Below are 15,924 nucleotides of genomic sequence, written 5' to 3' on the forward strand. Positions count from 1 at the left end.
AACTCACTTTTCGGTCTCGACCAGTCCGCGCACGAACAATTTCTGCATGGCGACGACGACGAACACCGGTGGCAGCATGGCCAGCACGGCGGTTGCCATCACGATCGGCCATTCGGTCAGCGCGTCGGTGGTGGTGATCATCTTGCGGATGCCGACCTGGATGGTCTGCATGTCGTCGCGCGTGGTGATGAGCAGCGGCCAGAGATACTGATTCCAGCCGAGGATGAAGAGGATCACGAACAGCGCCGCCATGTTGGTGCGCGACAGCGGCAGCAGCGTATCCCAGAAGAAGCGCAAGGGGCCGGCGCCGTCGATGCGCGAGGCCTCCAGCAGCTCGTCCGGCACCGTCATGAAGAACTGGCGGAACAGCAGCGTTGCGGTCGCAGAGGCGATCAGCGGCAGGGCGAGGCCGGCATAGCTGTCGAGCATGTGCAGATCGGCGACGATCTTGTAGGTCGGATAGATGCGCACCTCGACCGGCAGCATCAACGTGATGAAGATGATCCAGAAGATCGCCATCCGGAACGGAAAGCGGAAATACACGATCGCATAGGCCGAGATGATCGAGATCGCGATCTTGCCGATCGCGATCGCCAGCGCCATCACCAGCGAGTTCAGCATCATGTTGCCGACGGGCTCGCGGGTCGAGCCGCTCGTGCCGACGAAGATGGTCTGGTAGTAGACCTCGAAGAAATGGCCGCCGGGCAGCAGCGACATCTGCCCGTTCGCGATCAGCGCGTTGTCCTGGGTCGAGGCGACGATGGCGATGTAGACCGGGAACGCGACGATCGCGATCCCGATCCACAGGATGGCGTGAGCGATGTAGCGCCGAAAACCCTCTTCCTCGACCATCAGTAGGTCACCTTGCGTTCGACGAAGCGGAACTGGATTCCCGTCAGCACGATCACCATGACCATCAGGATCACCGATTGCGCTGCGGAGCTGCCGAGATTGCCGCCGAGCAGGCCGTCGGAATAGACCTTGTAGACCAGCGTGACCGTCGACGTTCCCGGCCCGCCGCGGGTCATGGTGTCGATGATGCCGAAGGTGTCGAAGAAGGCGTAGACGATGTTGACGACCAGCAGGAAGAAGATGGTCGGCGACAGCAGCGGGAAGGTCACGGTCCAGAACCGGCGCATCGGACGGGCGCCGTCGATCGCGGCGGCCTCGAACACGGATCTCGGGATGGCTTGCAGGCCGGCGAGGAAGAACAGGAAATTATAGGAGATCTGCTTCCAGGCGGCGGCGAGGATGATCAAGCCAGCGGCCTGGTTGCCGTCGAGCAGCGGATTCCAGTCGACGCCGAGGCCGCGCAGATAGCGCGAGAGCACGCCGAGCGAGGGATGCAGCATGAAGATCCAGAGCACGCCGACGACGGGCGGCGCGACGGCATAGGGCCAGATCAGCAGCGTGCGGTAGAGCATCGAGCCGCGCAGCGGCTTGTCGGCCATCACCGCGAGCAGCAGCGCGAAAGACAGCGACGAAATCGCAATCGCGAACGAGAAGAAGAAGGTCCGGACGATCGCCTCGAAATAGGCGGGGTCCTTGAACAGCTCGATGTAATTGTCGAACCAGACGAAGGTGCTCGACAGACCGAAGGCGTCCTGGAGCAGGAACGACTGGATCACCGCCTGCAAGGCCGGCCAGTAGAAGAAAATCAGGACGATTGCGAGCTGCGGCGCAACCAGCGCGTAGGGCAATAGCTTCGACTGGAAAATGGCCTGTTTTTGCATGATGGGTGGCGCCGGCAGGCCGCTCGATGGCCTGCCGGCGCCTTTGCCTTATTTTACCGCGGTCTTTTCGAACTGGCGCAGCATGGTGTTGCCGCGTTCGACGGCGGTGTCGAGCGCCTGCTTGGCGGTCTTCTTGCCGGCCAGCGCCTGCTCGATCTCTTCCGACCAGACGTCACGGAGCTGAACCATGTTGCCGAGGCGCAGACCGCGCGAATTCTCGGTCGGCTCCTTGTTGGTCAGCTCGAGCAGCGGGGTCTCGAGATAGGGCTGATCCTTGTAGAAGCCCTCGGCCTTGGCCTTCTCATAGGCCGCCTTGGTGATCGGCAGATAGCCGGAGGCCTTGTGGATGTAGACTTGGCGATCGGTGTCCGAGAGGAAGGTCAGGAATTTCGCGACGCCCTTGTATTCCTCGGCCGATTTGCCGCCCATGACCCAGAGCGAGGCGCCGCCGATGATCGAGTTCTGCGGCGCGCCCTTGACGTCCGGATAGTAGGGCATCGGCACGGCGGTGAAGTTGAACTTGGCCTGCGCCTTGACGTTGCCGAAGAACGCCGACGAGGTCAGGTAGATCGGGCATTCGCCGGAGGTGAAGCGGCCTTCGCCGGTGTTGGTGCGGCCGGCATAGTCGTAGACCTTGGTCTTCTGGAGCTCGACCAGGGTTTCGAGATGCTTGACCTGGAGCGGGCCGTTGAACTCCAGCACGGTGTCGAAGCCGTCGAGGCCGTTGGCCTTGCTGGCGAGCGGCACGTTGTGCCAGGCGGAGAGCTGCTCGAGATTGACCCAGGTGACCCAGGAGCCGGAGAAGCCGCAGGTGTCATGACCCGCAGCCTTCAGCTTCTTGGCAGCCTCGAACGTTTCCGGCCAGGTCTTGGGGATCTCGACGTTCGCCTTCTTGAGCTCGTCGAGGTTGACCCACATGACGGTCGACGACGAGTTGAACGGGAAGGACAGCATCTCGCCCTTCGAGGTCGAGTAGTAGCCGGTGATGGCGGGCAGGTAGATCTTGGGATCGAACTTCTCGCCGGCCTCGGCCATCAGCTTGTAGACGGGTTTTACGGCGCCGGTCGCGGCCATCATGGTCGCGGTGCCGACTTCGAACACCTGCATGATGTGCGGCGCGTTACCGGCGCGGAACGCCGCGATGCCGGCGTTCATCGTATCGGGGTAGTTGCCCTTGTAGGTTGGGATCACCTTGTAGTCGGTCTGCGACGCGTTGAAGTCGGTGGCGAGCTTGACGATGACGTCGTTGTTGGCACCGGTCATCGCGTGCCACCACTGGATTTCGGTCACGGCCCACGCCGGCGAACTGCCAAAACCAACGGTGACTGCAAGCGCGGCAGCCGCGCCAAAGTGTCGAAGAGCCATCAAGAAACCTCCCTTGGGCCGTCAAAATGATCGCTTGCGCTAGCAGCGCCATATGACGTTCACATGACTGTGTAAGCGGCCGAAACGAAAGCGGCAAGCGCTGGAAAAGGGAAGCCGTCAAATAGGCGAATGCCGGGCGCGCAGCCTCCTCCGTTCGCGGTGCACAGGCGTGCCCGCGCCGCAGTGCGGCATGACTTGGGTGAGGAGGTGAGGGCCCCTAGCGCTTGCGCTCGGGGCCGCAGACCGTGCCCTGCTCGACCATCGCGTCGATCTCGGATTTGGAGTAGCCGAACTCGCCCAGCACTTCCTGGGAGTGCTGGCTGAATTTCGGCGGCAGCCGGCGCAGGCTCGGCTTGCTGCGATCGAGCCGGATCGGCGAGGCCACGCCCTTGTACCAGTCCTTCTCAATGACATCGCCGCGGGCGATCGTGTGCGGGTTGGTCAACGCCTGGTCGATCTTCTGCACGGGACCTGCGGGCAGGCCCGCGGCGAGCAGGCGATTGCACAGCGGCTCGGCCTCGTGCTGGCTGAACACGGCGGCAAGCTCGGCGCGCAGCGCATCGCGATTGGCGATGCGGTCCTTGTTGCGGGCAAAGCGCGGATCGGTGCCGAGCTCGGGCTTGCCGATCTCCTTGGCGAGCTTGCGGAAGGTGCCGTCATTGCCGACGCCGATGAAGATGTTGTCGGTTTTCGTCGGGAAGATCGCATAGGGCACGAGGTTGGGATGCTCGTTGCCGGTCAGGCTCGGCGGCTTGCCATGCATGAAATAGTTCGCGGTGTGCGGATGCATGATGGCAAGACCGGTCTCGTACAGCGTCGTCTCCAGGAACTGGCCCTGGCCCGAGCGCTGCCGCTCCGACAGCGCCATCAGGATACCGATCGCCGCATAGAGGCCGGTGGTGATGTCGACCAGCGGCACGCCGATCCGCATCGGCCCGCTCTCGGGCGAGCCGGTGGCCGCGATCATGCCGGTCATGGCCTGGATGATGGCGTCATAGCCGGGATTGCCGCCGCGCGGGCCGTCGGCGCCGAAGCCGCAGATCCGGCAGTGCACCAGGCGCGGGAATTTCTCGCGCAGCACCTCGTTGCCGATGCCCCATTTCTCCAGCGTGCCCGGCTTGAAATTCTCGATCAGGACGTCGGCGCTCTCCAGCATCTTGAGCAGCACGGCGCGGCCGCCTTCGGAGGCGAGGTCGAGGCCGATCGAGCGCTTGTTGCGGTTGATGCCGATGAAATAGGCCGCGTCTTCCTCGTGGAAGGGAGGGCCCCAGTCGCGCACCTCGTCGCCGGCCGGCGGCTCGACCTTGATCACGTCGGCGCCGTGGTCGGCAAGAATCTGGGTGCAGTAGGGACCGCCGAGCACGCGCGTGAGATCGATGACGCGCAGTCCGCTCATTGCGCCCAATACGGCTTCAGTCATGCCTTCGCTTCCCCTGTGTCGACGTTTGATCACAGGCCTAGCGAGGTTCGCGGACGCCAGCAATGGCCTGTTGCGTGGGGGCGTATGCGCCGCCGTGCGGCTATCCCGCAACGTGGCAAAATCGAACGGAAGCGGCCGGCCCGAGGGGGATCTCGGGCCAGCCAGTCACCCTTCGATCAGACGACCGTCAGGCGAACGTCGACATTGCCGCGCGTGGCATTGGAGTACGGGCACACCTGGTGGGCCTTCTCGACCAGCGCCTCGGCTTCCGCACGGGCGAGGCCCGGCAGCGAGACGGCGAGGTCGATGTCGAGACCGAAGCCGCCGGCCGAGCGCGGGCCGATGCCGACGGTCGAGGTCACCGACGCGTCGGCCGGAACCTTCGGGCCACCCTGCGAGGCCACGAACTTCATCGCGCCGATGAAGCAGGCGGCATAGCCCGCCGCGAACAGCTGCTCGGGATTGTTGCCGGCGCCGCCGCCGCCGCCGAGCTCCTTCGGCGTGGTGAGCTTGACGTCGAGCGCGCCGTCGAGGGTGGCGGCATGGCCGTCGCGGCCGCCAGTGGCTTTTGCGCTGGTCTTGTAGAGGACGTTCACGGACATTTTGGTCTCCTCGGATCTTCGGGTTGGGTGCGGCCTGTATCGCAAACAATTAGATTGCGCGCAATTGAAATTGGAGCGCCTCACATTTAATTGTTCGCAATTGAATGTGCCGGCGGCCGGCCCCAGAATGAGGAAAGTCTCGTGAGATTCTCCATGCCCCGGAAACACCCGGCAGCGGATCAGCCGCTGCGGCTCGACAACCAGATCTGCTTCGCGGTCTATTCGGCCGCGCATGCCTTCAACCGCGTCTACAAGCCGCTGCTCGACCGGCTCGGCCTGACCTATCCGCAATATCTGGTGATGCTGGTGCTGTGGGAGCGCGACGACGTGCCGGTCAAGGTCATCGGCGAAAAGCTGTTCCTGGATTCGGGCACGCTGACGCCGCTGCTCAAGCGGCTCGAGGCTGCCCACCTCGTCAGGCGCACGCGCTCGAGCGAGGACGAACGTCAGGTGCTGATCGCGCTGACGGCGCAGGGCCACGCCTTGAAGGACAAGGCGCGGGCCGTGCCGCAATCGGTCCTCGCGGCGTCGGACTGCTCGGTCTCGGAACTGGTCGCGATGAAGGACGAGATCGTCGCGCTGCGCGACCGGCTCAATGCGGTGATCGGGGAGTAGGGAAGGCTTACGTCAGCCGCTTCTTCGTGAAGGCGCGACCGGAGTGAGACTTCAGATAAGCCTCAAACGCGAGCGCTTTGTGCTTGTCTGGGAAGGCGCAGTACCAGATCAGCTTCCAGGGTTTGAACTTGGCGGTGTGGCTGGATTTGCCGGCGTTATGTTCCGGAATCCGTCGCTTCAAATCTTCCGAAGCTCCAACGTATTCCTGCTCGGGAAATTCGATGCTGCGGAGGATGTAGACATACCACATTGACGACGATCGCCTGGGTAGCCGTTAGACGGGCCTCAACAGTCCGTCTTCGCCCTGCGGGCTTCGCCGGACACCACGCTTCGCCATTCAGGCTCCGCGCGGCTGCGCCACGCGTAGCCCGAAGGGCGAAGCGTGGTGGAGCCAGGCGGGATCGAACCGCCGACCTCTTGCATGCCATGCAAGCGCTCTCCCAGCTGAGCTATGGCCCCTTAGTCCATAAATGGGACGATCCTGGTGGATCACTCCCGACCGGCGAGCCTGGTGACTCGCGCGGTGCACCCTTTTTCACAGATCAGGGCTGATCTCAAGTCTCTTCATCACCTCCGACATCACCAATGATGTCGGTCACGTCCTCATCGCCCTCTTCTTCGTCGGCGATGAAGGTCGAATCATCGTCATCGTCGTCGTCGATGGTCTCGTCGACCTCGATATCGTCCTCGGATTCGGGCACCACGGCCTTGACCTTGCCGGTGTTCTCCTCGGCATCGGCCTCCTCGAGCGAGACCTCTTCGACCTCTGCCGGCTCCGGCGCGGTGTCGGCGGTCGCCGCGTGGCGGGCTTCGGCGCCGCGGGTCGCGCGAGCCGGCGCCACGGGCGCGATCGGCACGACTTCGCCGGTATAGGGCGAGATCACCGGATTCTTGTTGAGATCATAGAATTTCTTGCCCGTGGTCGGGCAAATACGTTTGGTTCCGAGTTCGGACTTGGCCACGGCAGGAATCCTGGGAATGTCTGAAAAGCGGTGCTTCACTTGGCTAGTTGGCGGCCCGCTGTCAATAGCGCATTACGGGAGAAAGACATGCCCGTGACGGCGGGGAAACCATATGGTACCTGCCCTGCGAGCCCCGCAGGGATGCTTCGGGCCTATTCAAGGACACAAACTTGACCGATTCCGACAAGCCGACGCCGCTCAAGTCGCGCGCAAGCGGTCCCCTGACCGGAAAAGTACGGGTGCCCGGGGACAAGTCGATTTCCCACCGCGCGCTCATCCTGGGCGCGCTCGCGGTCGGCGAGACCCGGATTTCGGGCTTGCTCGAGGGCGAGGACGTCCTCAACACCGCCAAATCGATGCAGGCGCTGGGCGCCAGGGTCGAGCGCACCGGCGATTTCGCCTGGAAGGTGAACGGCGTGGGCGTCGCCGGCTTTGCCGAGCCCAAGGCGCCGCTTGATTTCGGCAACTCCGGCACCGGCTGCCGGCTCGTCATGGGCGCCGTCGCCGGCTGCCCGATCTCGGCGGTGTTCGACGGCGATGCCTCGCTGCGCAGCCGCCCGATGCGCCGGATCCTCGATCCGCTCGAGAAGATGGGCGCCAAAGTGGTGTCCGGCGGCGAGGGCGGCCGTCTGCCGCTGACCGTCCAGGGCGCGCGCGATCCGCTGCCGATCACCTACAAGACCCCGGTCGCCTCGGCGCAGATCAAATCGGCCGTGCTACTGGCGGGCCTGGCCGCGCCCGGCATCACGACCGTGATCGAGGCCGAGGCCAGCCGCGACCATACCGAGTTGATGCTGAAGCATTTCGGCGCCGAGATCACCTCGACGCAGGAGGGTCAGCACGGCCGCCGCATCACGCTGGTGGGCCAGCCTGAGCTGCACGGTGCCACTGTCATTGTGCCCGCCGACCCCTCGTCTGCAGCGTTCCCGATCGTTGCGGCGTTGATCGTCGAAGGCTCGGATGTCGTTCTGTCCGACGTCATGACCAATCCGCTGCGCACCGGCCTGTTCACCACGCTGCGCGAAATGGGCGCCTCGATCGAGGAAAGCGAAGTCCGCGGCGACGCCGGCGAGCCGATGGCGCAGCTGCGCGTGCGCGCCTCGAAGCTGCGCGGCGTCGAGGTGCCGCCGGAGCGCGCGCCCTCGATGATCGACGAATATCTGGTGCTGGCCGTGGCGGCCTCCTTCGCCGAAGGCACGACCATCATGCGCGGCCTGCAGGAGCTGCGCGTCAAGGAATCCGACCGCCTGGAAGCCACCGCCGAGATGCTTCGCGTCAACGGCGTGAAGGTCGATGTCTCCGGCGACGATCTGATCGTCGAGGGGCGTGGTCACGTCCCCGGCGGCGGCGTTGTCGCCACGCACATGGACCATCGTATCGCGATGTCCGCGCTGGTGATGGGCTGCGCCTCCGATCAGCCCGTGACCGTCGACGACACCGCCTTCATCGCCACCAGCTTCCCGGACTTCATTCCGATGATGCGTTCGCTGGGGGCCGAGTTTTCATGATCATCGCCATCGACGGGCCCGCGGCCTCGGGCAAAGGGACGCTCGGCAAGCGCCTTGCCCATCACTACGGCTATCGTCATCTCGATACCGGCGTGATCTATCGCGCGGTGGCCTACGCCCTGATGCAGTCCGGCCACGATCTGCGCGACGAGGCGGCCGCGGTCGCGGCGGCGCTGGAACTCGATCCCGAAAAGTTCGGCAATCCCGCCCTGAAGACGCAGCAGGCCGGCGAGGGCGCCTCCATCGTCTCGGCGATCCCCGGGGTCCGCGAGGCCCTGGTCAATTTCCAGCGGCAATTCGCCGCCGATCCGCCGGGGGCTGTCCTGGACGGCCGAGACATTGGAACCGTGATCTGCCCGCATGCCGACGTGAAGATTTTCGTGGTCGCAGACCCCAGGGTCCGCGCGCGCCGCCGGACCATGGAGGCGCGGGCGAGGGGCGAGGACGCGGACGAGGCGGCCGTGCTCGCCGACATCATCCAGCGCGACGAACGCGACAAGAACCGGGCGATTGCGCCCTTGAAACCGGCCTCTGATGCTTACTTGCTAGATAACTCCCAACTGGATATAGAAGGCGGCGTCCGGGCCGCCATCGACATTATCGAGGCCGTCCGAGCGGGCCGGTCGCGGGGTTAAGCCGCCGCCGTCATTGGAGGAAGCGCCCGCTCCCGCTCTTTGAGGTCGATACCCCCCGGTCCCCCGTTTGGGCCCGGCGAGATCCAGGCTCCGGACACAGATTTTCACGTATCGAACGTGCGGGCCTCAGCCGGCCCGCTTCCGCTGCTCCGCCGCAAGGCCGGAGCAGCGAGCGGTCGCTCGAAGGTCTTGCGGACCTTCCGACACTGCGCGTGCGATGCGCCCATGAACCCAACGGCCGGCATACTTCCGCAACTGGAGAACAAATGGCTTCGACTTCTGCTGATACCTACAGCCCGTCGCGTGACGATTTCGCCGCGATGCTCGACGAGTCCTTCGCAGGTGGCAACCTGCAGGAGAGCTCCGTCGTCAAGGGCAAGGTGGTTGCAATTGAAAAAGACATGGCCGTCATCGATGTCGGCCTGAAGACCGAGGGCCGCGTCGCCCTGCGCGAATTTTCCGGCCCCGGCCGTGACAGCGAGATCAAGGTCGGCGACGAGGTGGAAGTGTTCCTCGATCGCATCGAGAACGCCCTCGGCGAAGCCGTGCTGTCGCGCGACAAGGCGCGCCGCGAAGAGAGCTGGGGCAAGCTCGAGAAGGCGTTCCAGAACAACGAGAAGGTCAACGGCGTCATCTTCAACCAGGTCAAGGGCGGCTTCACCGTCGACCTCGACGGTGCCGTGGCCTTCCTGCCGCGCTCGCAGGTCGACATCCGTCCGATCCGCGACGTTGCGCCGCTGATGAACAACTCGCAGCCGTTCCAGATCCTCAAGATGGACCGCCGCCGCGGCAACATCGTCGTGTCCCGCCGCACGGTTCTCGAAGAGACCCGCGCCGAGCAGCGTCAGGAGCTGGTGCAGAACCTCGAAGAGGGTCAGGTCATCGACGGCGTGGTCAAGAACATCACCGATTACGGTGCGTTCGTTGATCTCGGCGGCATCGACGGCCTGCTGCACGTCACCGACATCGCGTGGCGCCGCGTCAACCACCCGACCGAGGTGCTCTCGATCGGCCAGACCGTGAAGGTCAAGATCATCAAGATCAACCACGAGACGCACCGCATCTCGCTGGGCATGAAGCAGCTGCTGGACGATCCGTGGCAGGGCATCGAAGCCAAGTACCCGCTGGGTGCCCGCTTCACCGGCCGCGTCACCAACATCACCGACTACGGTGCGTTCGTCGAGCTCGAGCCGGGCATCGAAGGCCTGATCCACGTCTCCGAGATGTCGTGGACCAAGAAGAACATGCACCCCGGCAAGATCGTTTCGACCTCGCAGGAAGTCGAAGTGCAGGTGCTGGAAGTCGATTCCGTCAAGCGCCGTATCTCGCTCGGTCTCAAGCAGACCATGCGCAACCCCTGGGAGGTCTTCGTCGAAGGTCACCCGACCGGTTCGGTGGTCGAGGGCGAAGTCAAGAACAAGACCGAGTTCGGTCTGTTCCTGGGCCTCGAGGGCGACGTCGACGGCATGGTCCATCTCTCCGACCTCGACTGGAAGCTTCCGGGCGAGCAGGTGATCGACAACTACAAGAAGGGCGACATGGTGAAGGCCGTGGTGCTCGATGTGGACGTCGAGAAGGAGCGCATCTCGCTCGGCATCAAGCAGCTCGAAGGCGACCCCTTCGCCGAGCCGGGCGATGTCAAGAAGGGCGCGGTCGTGACCTGCGAAGTGCTCGAAGTGAAGGAAAGCGGCATCGAGGTGAAGATCACCGGTACCGACTTCTCGACCTTCATCAAGCGCTCGGAGCTCGCGCGTGACCGCAACGACCAGCGCGCCGAACGCTTCGCGGTCGGCGAGAAGGTCGATGCCCGCGTGATCCAGTTCGACAAGAAGGCCCGCAAGGTCCAGGTGTCGATCAAGGCGCTCGAAGTCGCCGAAGAGAAGGAAGCCATCGCGCAGTACGGCTCCTCCGATTCGGGAGCGACGCTCGGCGACATCCTCGGCACCGCGCTCAAGAACCGCGGCGACAACAAGTAAGCGGAACGCTTCGTTTCGCGAGACATCAAAGCCCCGGCGCAAGCCGGGGCTTTTTTGTTGCGGCCTCCTCAACCGTCGTCCCGGACAAGCGCAGCGGAGCGGAGCGCCGATCCGGCATCCATAGCCACAGGGCGTGGTTTGGCGAAGACAGGTCGTGCAAGAGCCTTCCCGCGGTGCTCACATCCGACGCTCACCGACGCATCACGCGGTATGGGTGCCCGCGCCCCGTGCGCAATTGCGCACTAGGCGGCGACGACAGCGAGGGTGTGGCGCGCCCCGCCTCTCAGCCGGCTCACAGCCTTGTTTTCTTCAAAATGCGCCGCAATTGATGTATCCAGATAAGCCGATGGTCACGCTGTGACGGCACAACGCACCTGACCTTTTATTTGGAGATATTCCGATGTCGCTCGATTCGGACATCATCGTCGATCGCCGCAGGATTCGCCGCAAGCTGACGTTCTGGCGCGTGATGGCCGCGCTGATCGCGATCGCGGCGATCGCGGGCTTCGCGCTGGTCGCGACGCCCGGTGCGCGCGGCACGTTCGCATCCGCCGGCTCGATCGCGCGGGTCCAGATCGAGGGGCTGATCCGCAGCGACTCCGATCGTACCCAGGCGCTGGAGCGGCTGGAGAATTCGCAGGCCGCCGCCGTCATCATTCACATCAACTCGCCGGGTGGCACCACCGCCGGCTCCGAGCAGCTCTACGACTCGCTCGTCCGGCTGAAGGCGAAGAAGCCGCTCGTCGTCGTGGTCGAGGGCCTCGCCGCCTCCGGCGGCTACATCACGGCGATCGCCAGCGACCACATCATCGCCCAGCAGAGCTCGCTGGTCGGCTCGATCGGCGTGCTGTTCCAGTATCCCAACGTCACCGAGCTGCTGAAGACCATCGGCGTCAAGGTCGAGGAGGTCAAATCCTCGCCGCTGAAGGCCGCACCGAATGGTTTTGAGCCGACCAGTCCTGAGGCGCGCGCCGCGCTCGATGCGCTGGTCAAGGATTCCTATGCCTGGTTCAGGGGATTGGTGAAGGAACGGCGTGGCATGGATGACACGCAGCTGGAAAAAGTCGCCGATGGCCGCGTCTTCACCGGACGTCAGGCGATCGATCTCAAGCTGATCGATCAGATCGGCGACGAGAAGACCGCAGTGACCTGGCTGGTCGAACAGAAGGGCGTCAAGAAGGGGCTCACCGTCCGCGATTACAAGCTCCAGCCTCGCTTCGGCGACCTGCCGTTCCTCAAGACGGCGGCCGCCGTGACGCTGGAAGCGCTTGGTTTAGGCTCGATTGCGCATCAGATCGGGCAAACCGGCGTCGCACAGGCCGTCGATCGGTTCGGCATGGATGGAATGCTGGCCCTGTGGCAGCCGGCTGCGTCAAACTGAGCGGAACCAGGCGAGTTTCCGACGCTTTTCCCGTCTGGCGGGTGGTGGGGCAGCCCGCTTTTTCGGCATTTGTCACGTATTTTCGCGACGCTCAACCTTCATTTAGCGTCTTGACAGATCACGGTATTTTCACGGAAATGGTCATCCGCACGCTTCCGGGTCAATTCTCTCGATGATCAAATCCGAACTTGTTCAGCGTATCGCCGAGCACAACCCGCATCTGTACCAGCGGGATGTCGAGAACATTGTGAATGCGATTCTCGAAGAGATCGTAGCGGCTCTCGCGCGCGGTGATCGCGTCGAGTTGCGCGGCTTCGGTGCCTTCTCGGTCAAGCATCGCCCTGCACGCGCAGGGCGCAATCCGCGCACCGGCGCCCATGTGCCGGTCGATCAGAAGAGCGTTCCGTTCTTCAAGACCGGCAAGGAAATGCGCGAACGGCTGAATCGCGACCATCCGGATCCCGGCGCGCCGGACTGAGACCGGCGTCAGGGTTTCCCGCGGCCGCGAGAGATGCGGCCGGAAGCTTGATTCAAGGCGAGCGAAGCGAGATGCGAAAGTTCCTGACCGCGCTGATCGTGATTCCGCTGGGCCTGATCCTGGTGACCTTCGCCGTCGCCAACCGGCATTTCGTCACGGTCTCCTTCGATCCCTTCATGACGAACGATCCGTCACTGTCGGTGACGTTGCCGCTGTTCCTGCTCCTCATCCTGGTGGCCGCCCTCGGGGTCCTGGCCGGCGGTTGCGCGGTCTGGTTCGGCCAGCGGCGGTGGCGGCGGGCGGCGCGCCGGAATGATGCGGACGCGCGGGCGGCCCGGACCGAACTGGCCGACCTGCGGGCCCAGGCGGCCGCAGCAAAGCCCGCCTCCCAGCGCCTCCCCGTCCCCTCCGGGGTGGGCCTTTACGGGCCTATCGGGCGAGACAAGCAGCGCGCGACGTTGTAGAAGCGGCCGCAACCGAAAACCCTGTTTTCCGGCCGCCGATCCGCGGCCTTCACCTGCTTTGAGACCATGTCCCTGCTCGTCAAAATCTGCGGCCTGTCCACGCGCGAGACGCTCGAAACAGCGCTCGACGCCGGCGCCGACATGGTGGGGTTCGTGTTCTTTCCGCCGTCGCCCCGGCATGTCTCGCTGGAAGTCGGCCGCGAGCTCGGCCGGCAGGTGAAACGGCGCGCGCTCAAGGTCGCGCTCACGGTCGATGCCGATGACGCGACGCTCGACAACATCATGGACGCGCTGTCGCCGGACATTCTCCAGCTCCATGGCAAGGAGAGCGTGGCGCGGCTGCGCGACATCAAGCAGAAGTTCGGCCGCCCGGTGATGAAAGCGGTGCCGGTCGCAACCGCGGCCGATCTCGCCGTGTTGCCCGGCTACGCAGAGGTTGCCGATCGCATCCTGTTCGATGCGCGCGCACCGAAAGACGCGACCCGGCCCGGCGGCCTCGGTGCGGCCTTCGATTGGCATCTGCTCGAAAACCTGGAACTGAAGCTGCCATATATGGTCTCGGGTGGACTCGATGCCCGGAACGTCGCCGAGGCTCTTCGCGTCACGCGCGCCGGTGGCGTCGATGTCTCCTCCGGTGTCGAGCGCGCCTCCGGCGTCAAGGATCCCGAGATGATCAAGGCCTTCATTCGCGCCGCGCGCGCCACCCAGGATGCAAATCAAGAGTTGAGCGTTCGATGAACATCGCCAAACCAAATTCCTATCGTAGCGGTCCCGACGAGCGCGGCCATTTCGGCAATTTCGGCGGGCGCTTCGTCGCCGAAACCCTGATGCCGCTGATCCTCGATCTGGAGAAGGCCTACGCCGCGGCCAAGGCCGATCCCGCATTCCATGCGGAGATGAAGGGCTACCTGAGGGACTATGTCGGCCGCCCGTCTCCGCTCTATTTCGCGGAGCGTCTCACCGAGCATCTCGGTGGTGCCAAGATCTATCTCAAGCGGGAAGAGCTGAATCACACCGGTGCGCACAAGGTGAACAATGTGCTCGGCCAGATCATGGTCGCGCGGCGCATGGGCAAGAAGCGCATCATTGCCGAGACCGGCGCCGGCCAGCATGGCGTCGCCACCGCGACGCTGTGCGCGCGGTTCGGCCTGGAATGCATCGTCTATATGGGCGCGGTCGACGTCGCGCGGCAAGCGCCGAACGTATTCCGCATGGAGATGCTGGGCGCCAAGGTGGTTCCGGTGCAGTCGGGCACGCGCACGCTGAAAGACGCCATGAACGAGGCGCTGCGTGACTGGGTCACCAACGTGCACAACACCTTCTATTGCATCGGCACGGTCGCAGGGCCGCATCCCTATCCGATGATGGTGCGCGACTTCCAGTGCATCATCGGCGAGGAGACCAGGACGCAGATGCAGGAGGCCGAAGGCCGCCTGCCGGATTCGCTGGTCGCCTGCATCGGCGGCGGCTCCAACGCGATCGGGCTGTTTCATCCCTTCCTGGACGATCCCTCGGTCGAAATCTTCGGCGTCGAAGCGGCGGGTCACGGGCTGACGCAGCTGCATGCAGCCTCGATTGCCGGCGGCCGCCCAGGCGTGCTCCACGGCAACCGCACCTATCTGCTGATGGATGCCGATGGCCAGATCCAGGACGCGCATTCGATCTCGGCCGGTCTCGACTATCCCGGCATCGGCCCCGAGCATTCCTGGCTGCACGAGATCGGCCGCGTGAACTATCTCTCTGCGACCGACGACGAGGCGCTTGATGCCTTCATGCTGCTGTCGCGCCTCGAGGGCATCCCGCCGGCGCTGGAATCCGCGCATGCCATCGCCAAGGTCATGGAGCTCGCGCCGAAGCGGCCTAGAGATCATCTGATGGTGGTCAACCTCTCCGGCCGCGGCGACAAGGACATTCCGCAGATCTCGGAAATTCTGAAGGGCAGGAAGCAGTGACCACCCGTATCGACACGCGTTTTGCCGAACTGAAGAAACAGGGCCGCGCGGCCTTCGTCACCTATGTGATGGCCGGCGATCCCGATCTCGCGACGTCGCTCGAGATCGTCAAGGCGCTGCCCAAGTCAGGCTCCGACGTCATCGAGCTCGGCATTCCCTTCACCGATCCGATGGCGGATGGTCCCTCGATCCAGGCTGCAGGTCTGCGCGCGCTCAAGGCCGGCATGACCCTGAAGAAGACGCTGGACCTCGTGCGCGACTTCCGCAAGGACGACAACGCCACGCCGCTGGTGCTGATGGGCTATTACAATCCGATCTACATTTACGGCGTCGACAAGTTCCTGGCTGATGCCAAGACGGCCGGCGTTGACGGCCTGATCATCGTCGATCTGCCGCCGGAGGAAGACGACGAGCTCTGCATTCCCGCGCTGAAGGCGGGCCTGAACTTCATTCGCTTGGCGACCCCGACCACCGACGACAAGCGCCTGCCCGCGGTGCTCGCGAACACGTCGGGCTTTGTCTATTACGTCTCCATCGCCGGTATCACCGGTGCAGCGGCGGCGGATGCGAACGCCGTCGGCGCCGCCGTCGCGCGCATCAAGCGGCATACCAAGCTGCCGATCTGCGTCGGTTTCGGCATCCGCACGCCGGAGGCGGCGCGCGCCATCGCCGAGACGGCCGATGGTTCGGTGGTCGGCACCGCGCTGGTCGATGCGCTCAAGAACAGCCTCGATGCCGAAGGGCGGGCGACCGCCAAAACCGTTAACGCCATCGCCGAACTGACGGCGGCCCTGGCCCAGGGCGTCAAGGGCGCGCAACAGGCGGCGGAATAG

Annotated in this window: 17 protein-coding genes and 1 tRNA gene; 10 read left to right on the plus strand and 8 right to left on the minus strand. The window is 64.4% G+C overall.

Annotated features, from left to right (window positions below; translation table 11 throughout):
• Window positions 1-3: 3 nt before the first annotated feature.
• The 5 genes from ugpE to NLM25_RS02230 form a co-directional block, all read right to left on the minus strand.
• A complete protein-coding gene (gene ugpE, locus NLM25_RS02210; RefSeq protein ID WP_254135864.1) occupies window positions 4-852 on the minus strand; it encodes a sn-glycerol-3-phosphate ABC transporter permease UgpE in 849 nt (282 codons plus the stop codon).
• Window positions 852-1,733, minus strand: a complete 882-nt coding sequence (gene ugpA / locus NLM25_RS02215; RefSeq protein ID WP_254135865.1) for a sn-glycerol-3-phosphate ABC transporter permease UgpA — start codon at window positions 1,731-1,733, stop codon at window positions 852-854. The genes ugpE and ugpA overlap by 1 nt, the downstream gene beginning before the upstream one ends.
• A 48-nt stretch (window positions 1,734-1,781) precedes the next feature.
• Entirely contained in the window at window positions 1,782-3,098 is a 1,317-nt protein-coding gene (gene ugpB, locus NLM25_RS02220) for a sn-glycerol-3-phosphate ABC transporter substrate-binding protein UgpB (RefSeq protein ID WP_254135866.1), read from the minus strand.
• Window positions 3,099-3,315: 217 nt separating this feature from the next.
• Window positions 3,316-4,518: a CaiB/BaiF CoA-transferase family protein gene (locus NLM25_RS02225; protein ID WP_254135867.1), complete on the minus strand. Its 1,203-nt coding sequence runs from the start codon at window positions 4,516-4,518 to the stop codon at window positions 3,316-3,318.
• 176 nt (window positions 4,519-4,694) lie between these two features.
• A complete protein-coding gene (locus NLM25_RS02230; RefSeq protein WP_014490914.1) occupies window positions 4,695-5,120 on the minus strand; it encodes an organic hydroperoxide resistance protein in 426 nt (141 codons plus the stop codon).
• Between the two features lie 153 nt (window positions 5,121-5,273).
• Between NLM25_RS02230 and NLM25_RS02235 the strand changes: the two genes are divergently transcribed.
• A complete protein-coding gene (locus tag NLM25_RS02235) occupies window positions 5,274-5,735 on the plus strand; it encodes a MarR family winged helix-turn-helix transcriptional regulator (protein WP_254114705.1) in 462 nt (153 codons plus the stop codon).
• 7 nt (window positions 5,736-5,742) lie between these two features.
• Here NLM25_RS02235 and NLM25_RS02240 read toward each other — a convergent pair whose 3' ends face one another.
• The 3 genes from NLM25_RS02240 to NLM25_RS02250 form a co-directional block, all read right to left on the minus strand.
• Window positions 5,743-5,985: a GIY-YIG nuclease family protein gene (locus tag NLM25_RS02240; RefSeq protein WP_254135868.1), complete on the minus strand. Its 243-nt coding sequence runs from the start codon at window positions 5,983-5,985 to the stop codon at window positions 5,743-5,745.
• A gap of 133 nt (window positions 5,986-6,118) precedes the next feature.
• Window positions 6,119-6,194: transfer RNA gene (locus NLM25_RS02245), tRNA-Ala, on the minus strand.
• Window positions 6,195-6,289: 95 nt separating this feature from the next.
• On the minus strand, window positions 6,290-6,697 hold the full coding sequence (locus tag NLM25_RS02250; RefSeq protein ID WP_038932747.1) for a TIGR02300 family protein: 408 nt from the start codon (window positions 6,695-6,697) through the stop codon (window positions 6,290-6,292).
• A 170-nt stretch (window positions 6,698-6,867) separates the two neighbouring features.
• Here NLM25_RS02250 and aroA point away from each other — a divergent pair, with 170 nt between their 5' ends.
• From aroA to trpA, 9 genes are all read left to right on the plus strand, one after another.
• Window positions 6,868-8,205, plus strand: coding sequence for a 3-phosphoshikimate 1-carboxyvinyltransferase (aroA, locus tag NLM25_RS02255; RefSeq protein ID WP_254135869.1), 1,338 nt, complete (start codon window positions 6,868-6,870; stop codon window positions 8,203-8,205).
• Entirely contained in the window at window positions 8,202-8,840 is a 639-nt protein-coding gene (gene cmk / locus NLM25_RS02260) for a (d)CMP kinase (protein ID WP_254135870.1), read from the plus strand. The genes aroA and cmk overlap by 4 nt, the downstream gene beginning before the upstream one ends.
• Before the next feature lie 266 nt (window positions 8,841-9,106).
• Complete coding sequence (gene rpsA / locus NLM25_RS02265; RefSeq protein WP_254114702.1) at window positions 9,107-10,816, plus strand: 30S ribosomal protein S1; 1,710 nt, start codon at window positions 9,107-9,109, stop codon at window positions 10,814-10,816.
• 400 nt (window positions 10,817-11,216) lie between these two features.
• On the plus strand, window positions 11,217-12,197 hold the full coding sequence (sppA, locus tag NLM25_RS02270) for a signal peptide peptidase SppA (RefSeq protein ID WP_254135871.1): 981 nt from the start codon (window positions 11,217-11,219) through the stop codon (window positions 12,195-12,197).
• A gap of 172 nt (window positions 12,198-12,369) precedes the next feature.
• Window positions 12,370-12,675: an integration host factor subunit beta gene (locus NLM25_RS02275; protein WP_007598410.1), complete on the plus strand. Its 306-nt coding sequence runs from the start codon at window positions 12,370-12,372 to the stop codon at window positions 12,673-12,675.
• A gap of 71 nt (window positions 12,676-12,746) precedes the next feature.
• Window positions 12,747-13,139 (plus strand): lipopolysaccharide assembly protein LapA domain-containing protein, encoded by a 393-nt coding sequence (locus NLM25_RS02280; RefSeq protein ID WP_254114700.1) that lies wholly within the window; start codon window positions 12,747-12,749, stop codon window positions 13,137-13,139.
• A 66-nt stretch (window positions 13,140-13,205) separates the two neighbouring features.
• Window positions 13,206-13,877, plus strand: a complete 672-nt coding sequence (locus NLM25_RS02285) for a phosphoribosylanthranilate isomerase (protein ID WP_254135872.1) — start codon at window positions 13,206-13,208, stop codon at window positions 13,875-13,877.
• Window positions 13,874-15,091, plus strand: coding sequence for a tryptophan synthase subunit beta (trpB, locus tag NLM25_RS02290; RefSeq protein WP_254114698.1), 1,218 nt, complete (start codon window positions 13,874-13,876; stop codon window positions 15,089-15,091). The genes NLM25_RS02285 and trpB overlap by 4 nt, the downstream gene beginning before the upstream one ends.
• A complete protein-coding gene (gene trpA, locus NLM25_RS02295) occupies window positions 15,088-15,924 on the plus strand; it encodes a tryptophan synthase subunit alpha (RefSeq protein ID WP_254135873.1) in 837 nt (278 codons plus the stop codon). The genes trpB and trpA overlap by 4 nt, the downstream gene beginning before the upstream one ends.

The sequence above is a fragment of the Bradyrhizobium sp. CCGB01 genome, from assembly GCF_024199795.1.
Lineage (GTDB): Bacteria > Pseudomonadota > Alphaproteobacteria > Rhizobiales > Xanthobacteraceae > Bradyrhizobium.

What these genes read in the sequence shown, in the direction of transcription:
- ugpE (WP_254135864.1), bottom strand. Translation starts at nt 852, where the DNA reads ATGGTCGAGGAAGAGGGTTTTCGGCGCTACATCGCTCACGCCATCCTG.
- ugpA (WP_254135865.1), bottom strand. Translation starts at nt 1,733, where the DNA reads ATGCAAAAACAGGCCATTTTCCAGTCGAAGCTATTGCCCTACGCGCTG.
- ugpB (WP_254135866.1), bottom strand. Translation starts at nt 3,098, where the DNA reads ATGGCTCTTCGACACTTTGGCGCGGCTGCCGCGCTTGCAGTCACCGTT.
- NLM25_RS02225 (WP_254135867.1), bottom strand. Translation starts at nt 4,518, where the DNA reads ATGACTGAAGCCGTATTGGGCGCAATGAGCGGACTGCGCGTCATCGAT.
- NLM25_RS02230 (WP_014490914.1), bottom strand. Translation starts at nt 5,120, where the DNA reads ATGTCCGTGAACGTCCTCTACAAGACCAGCGCAAAAGCCACTGGCGGC.
- NLM25_RS02235 (WP_254114705.1), top strand. Translation starts at nt 5,274, where the DNA reads ATGCCCCGGAAACACCCGGCAGCGGATCAGCCGCTGCGGCTCGACAAC.
- NLM25_RS02240 (WP_254135868.1), bottom strand. Translation starts at nt 5,985, where the DNA reads ATGTGGTATGTCTACATCCTCCGCAGCATCGAATTTCCCGAGCAGGAA.
- cmk (WP_254135870.1), top strand. Translation starts at nt 8,202, where the DNA reads ATGATCATCGCCATCGACGGGCCCGCGGCCTCGGGCAAAGGGACGCTC.
- rpsA (WP_254114702.1), top strand. Translation starts at nt 9,107, where the DNA reads ATGGCTTCGACTTCTGCTGATACCTACAGCCCGTCGCGTGACGATTTC.
- sppA (WP_254135871.1), top strand. Translation starts at nt 11,217, where the DNA reads ATGTCGCTCGATTCGGACATCATCGTCGATCGCCGCAGGATTCGCCGC.
- NLM25_RS02275 (WP_007598410.1), top strand. Translation starts at nt 12,370, where the DNA reads ATGATCAAATCCGAACTTGTTCAGCGTATCGCCGAGCACAACCCGCAT.
- NLM25_RS02280 (WP_254114700.1), top strand. Translation starts at nt 12,747, where the DNA reads ATGCGAAAGTTCCTGACCGCGCTGATCGTGATTCCGCTGGGCCTGATC.
- NLM25_RS02285 (WP_254135872.1), top strand. Translation starts at nt 13,206, where the DNA reads ATGTCCCTGCTCGTCAAAATCTGCGGCCTGTCCACGCGCGAGACGCTC.
- trpB (WP_254114698.1), top strand. Translation starts at nt 13,874, where the DNA reads ATGAACATCGCCAAACCAAATTCCTATCGTAGCGGTCCCGACGAGCGC.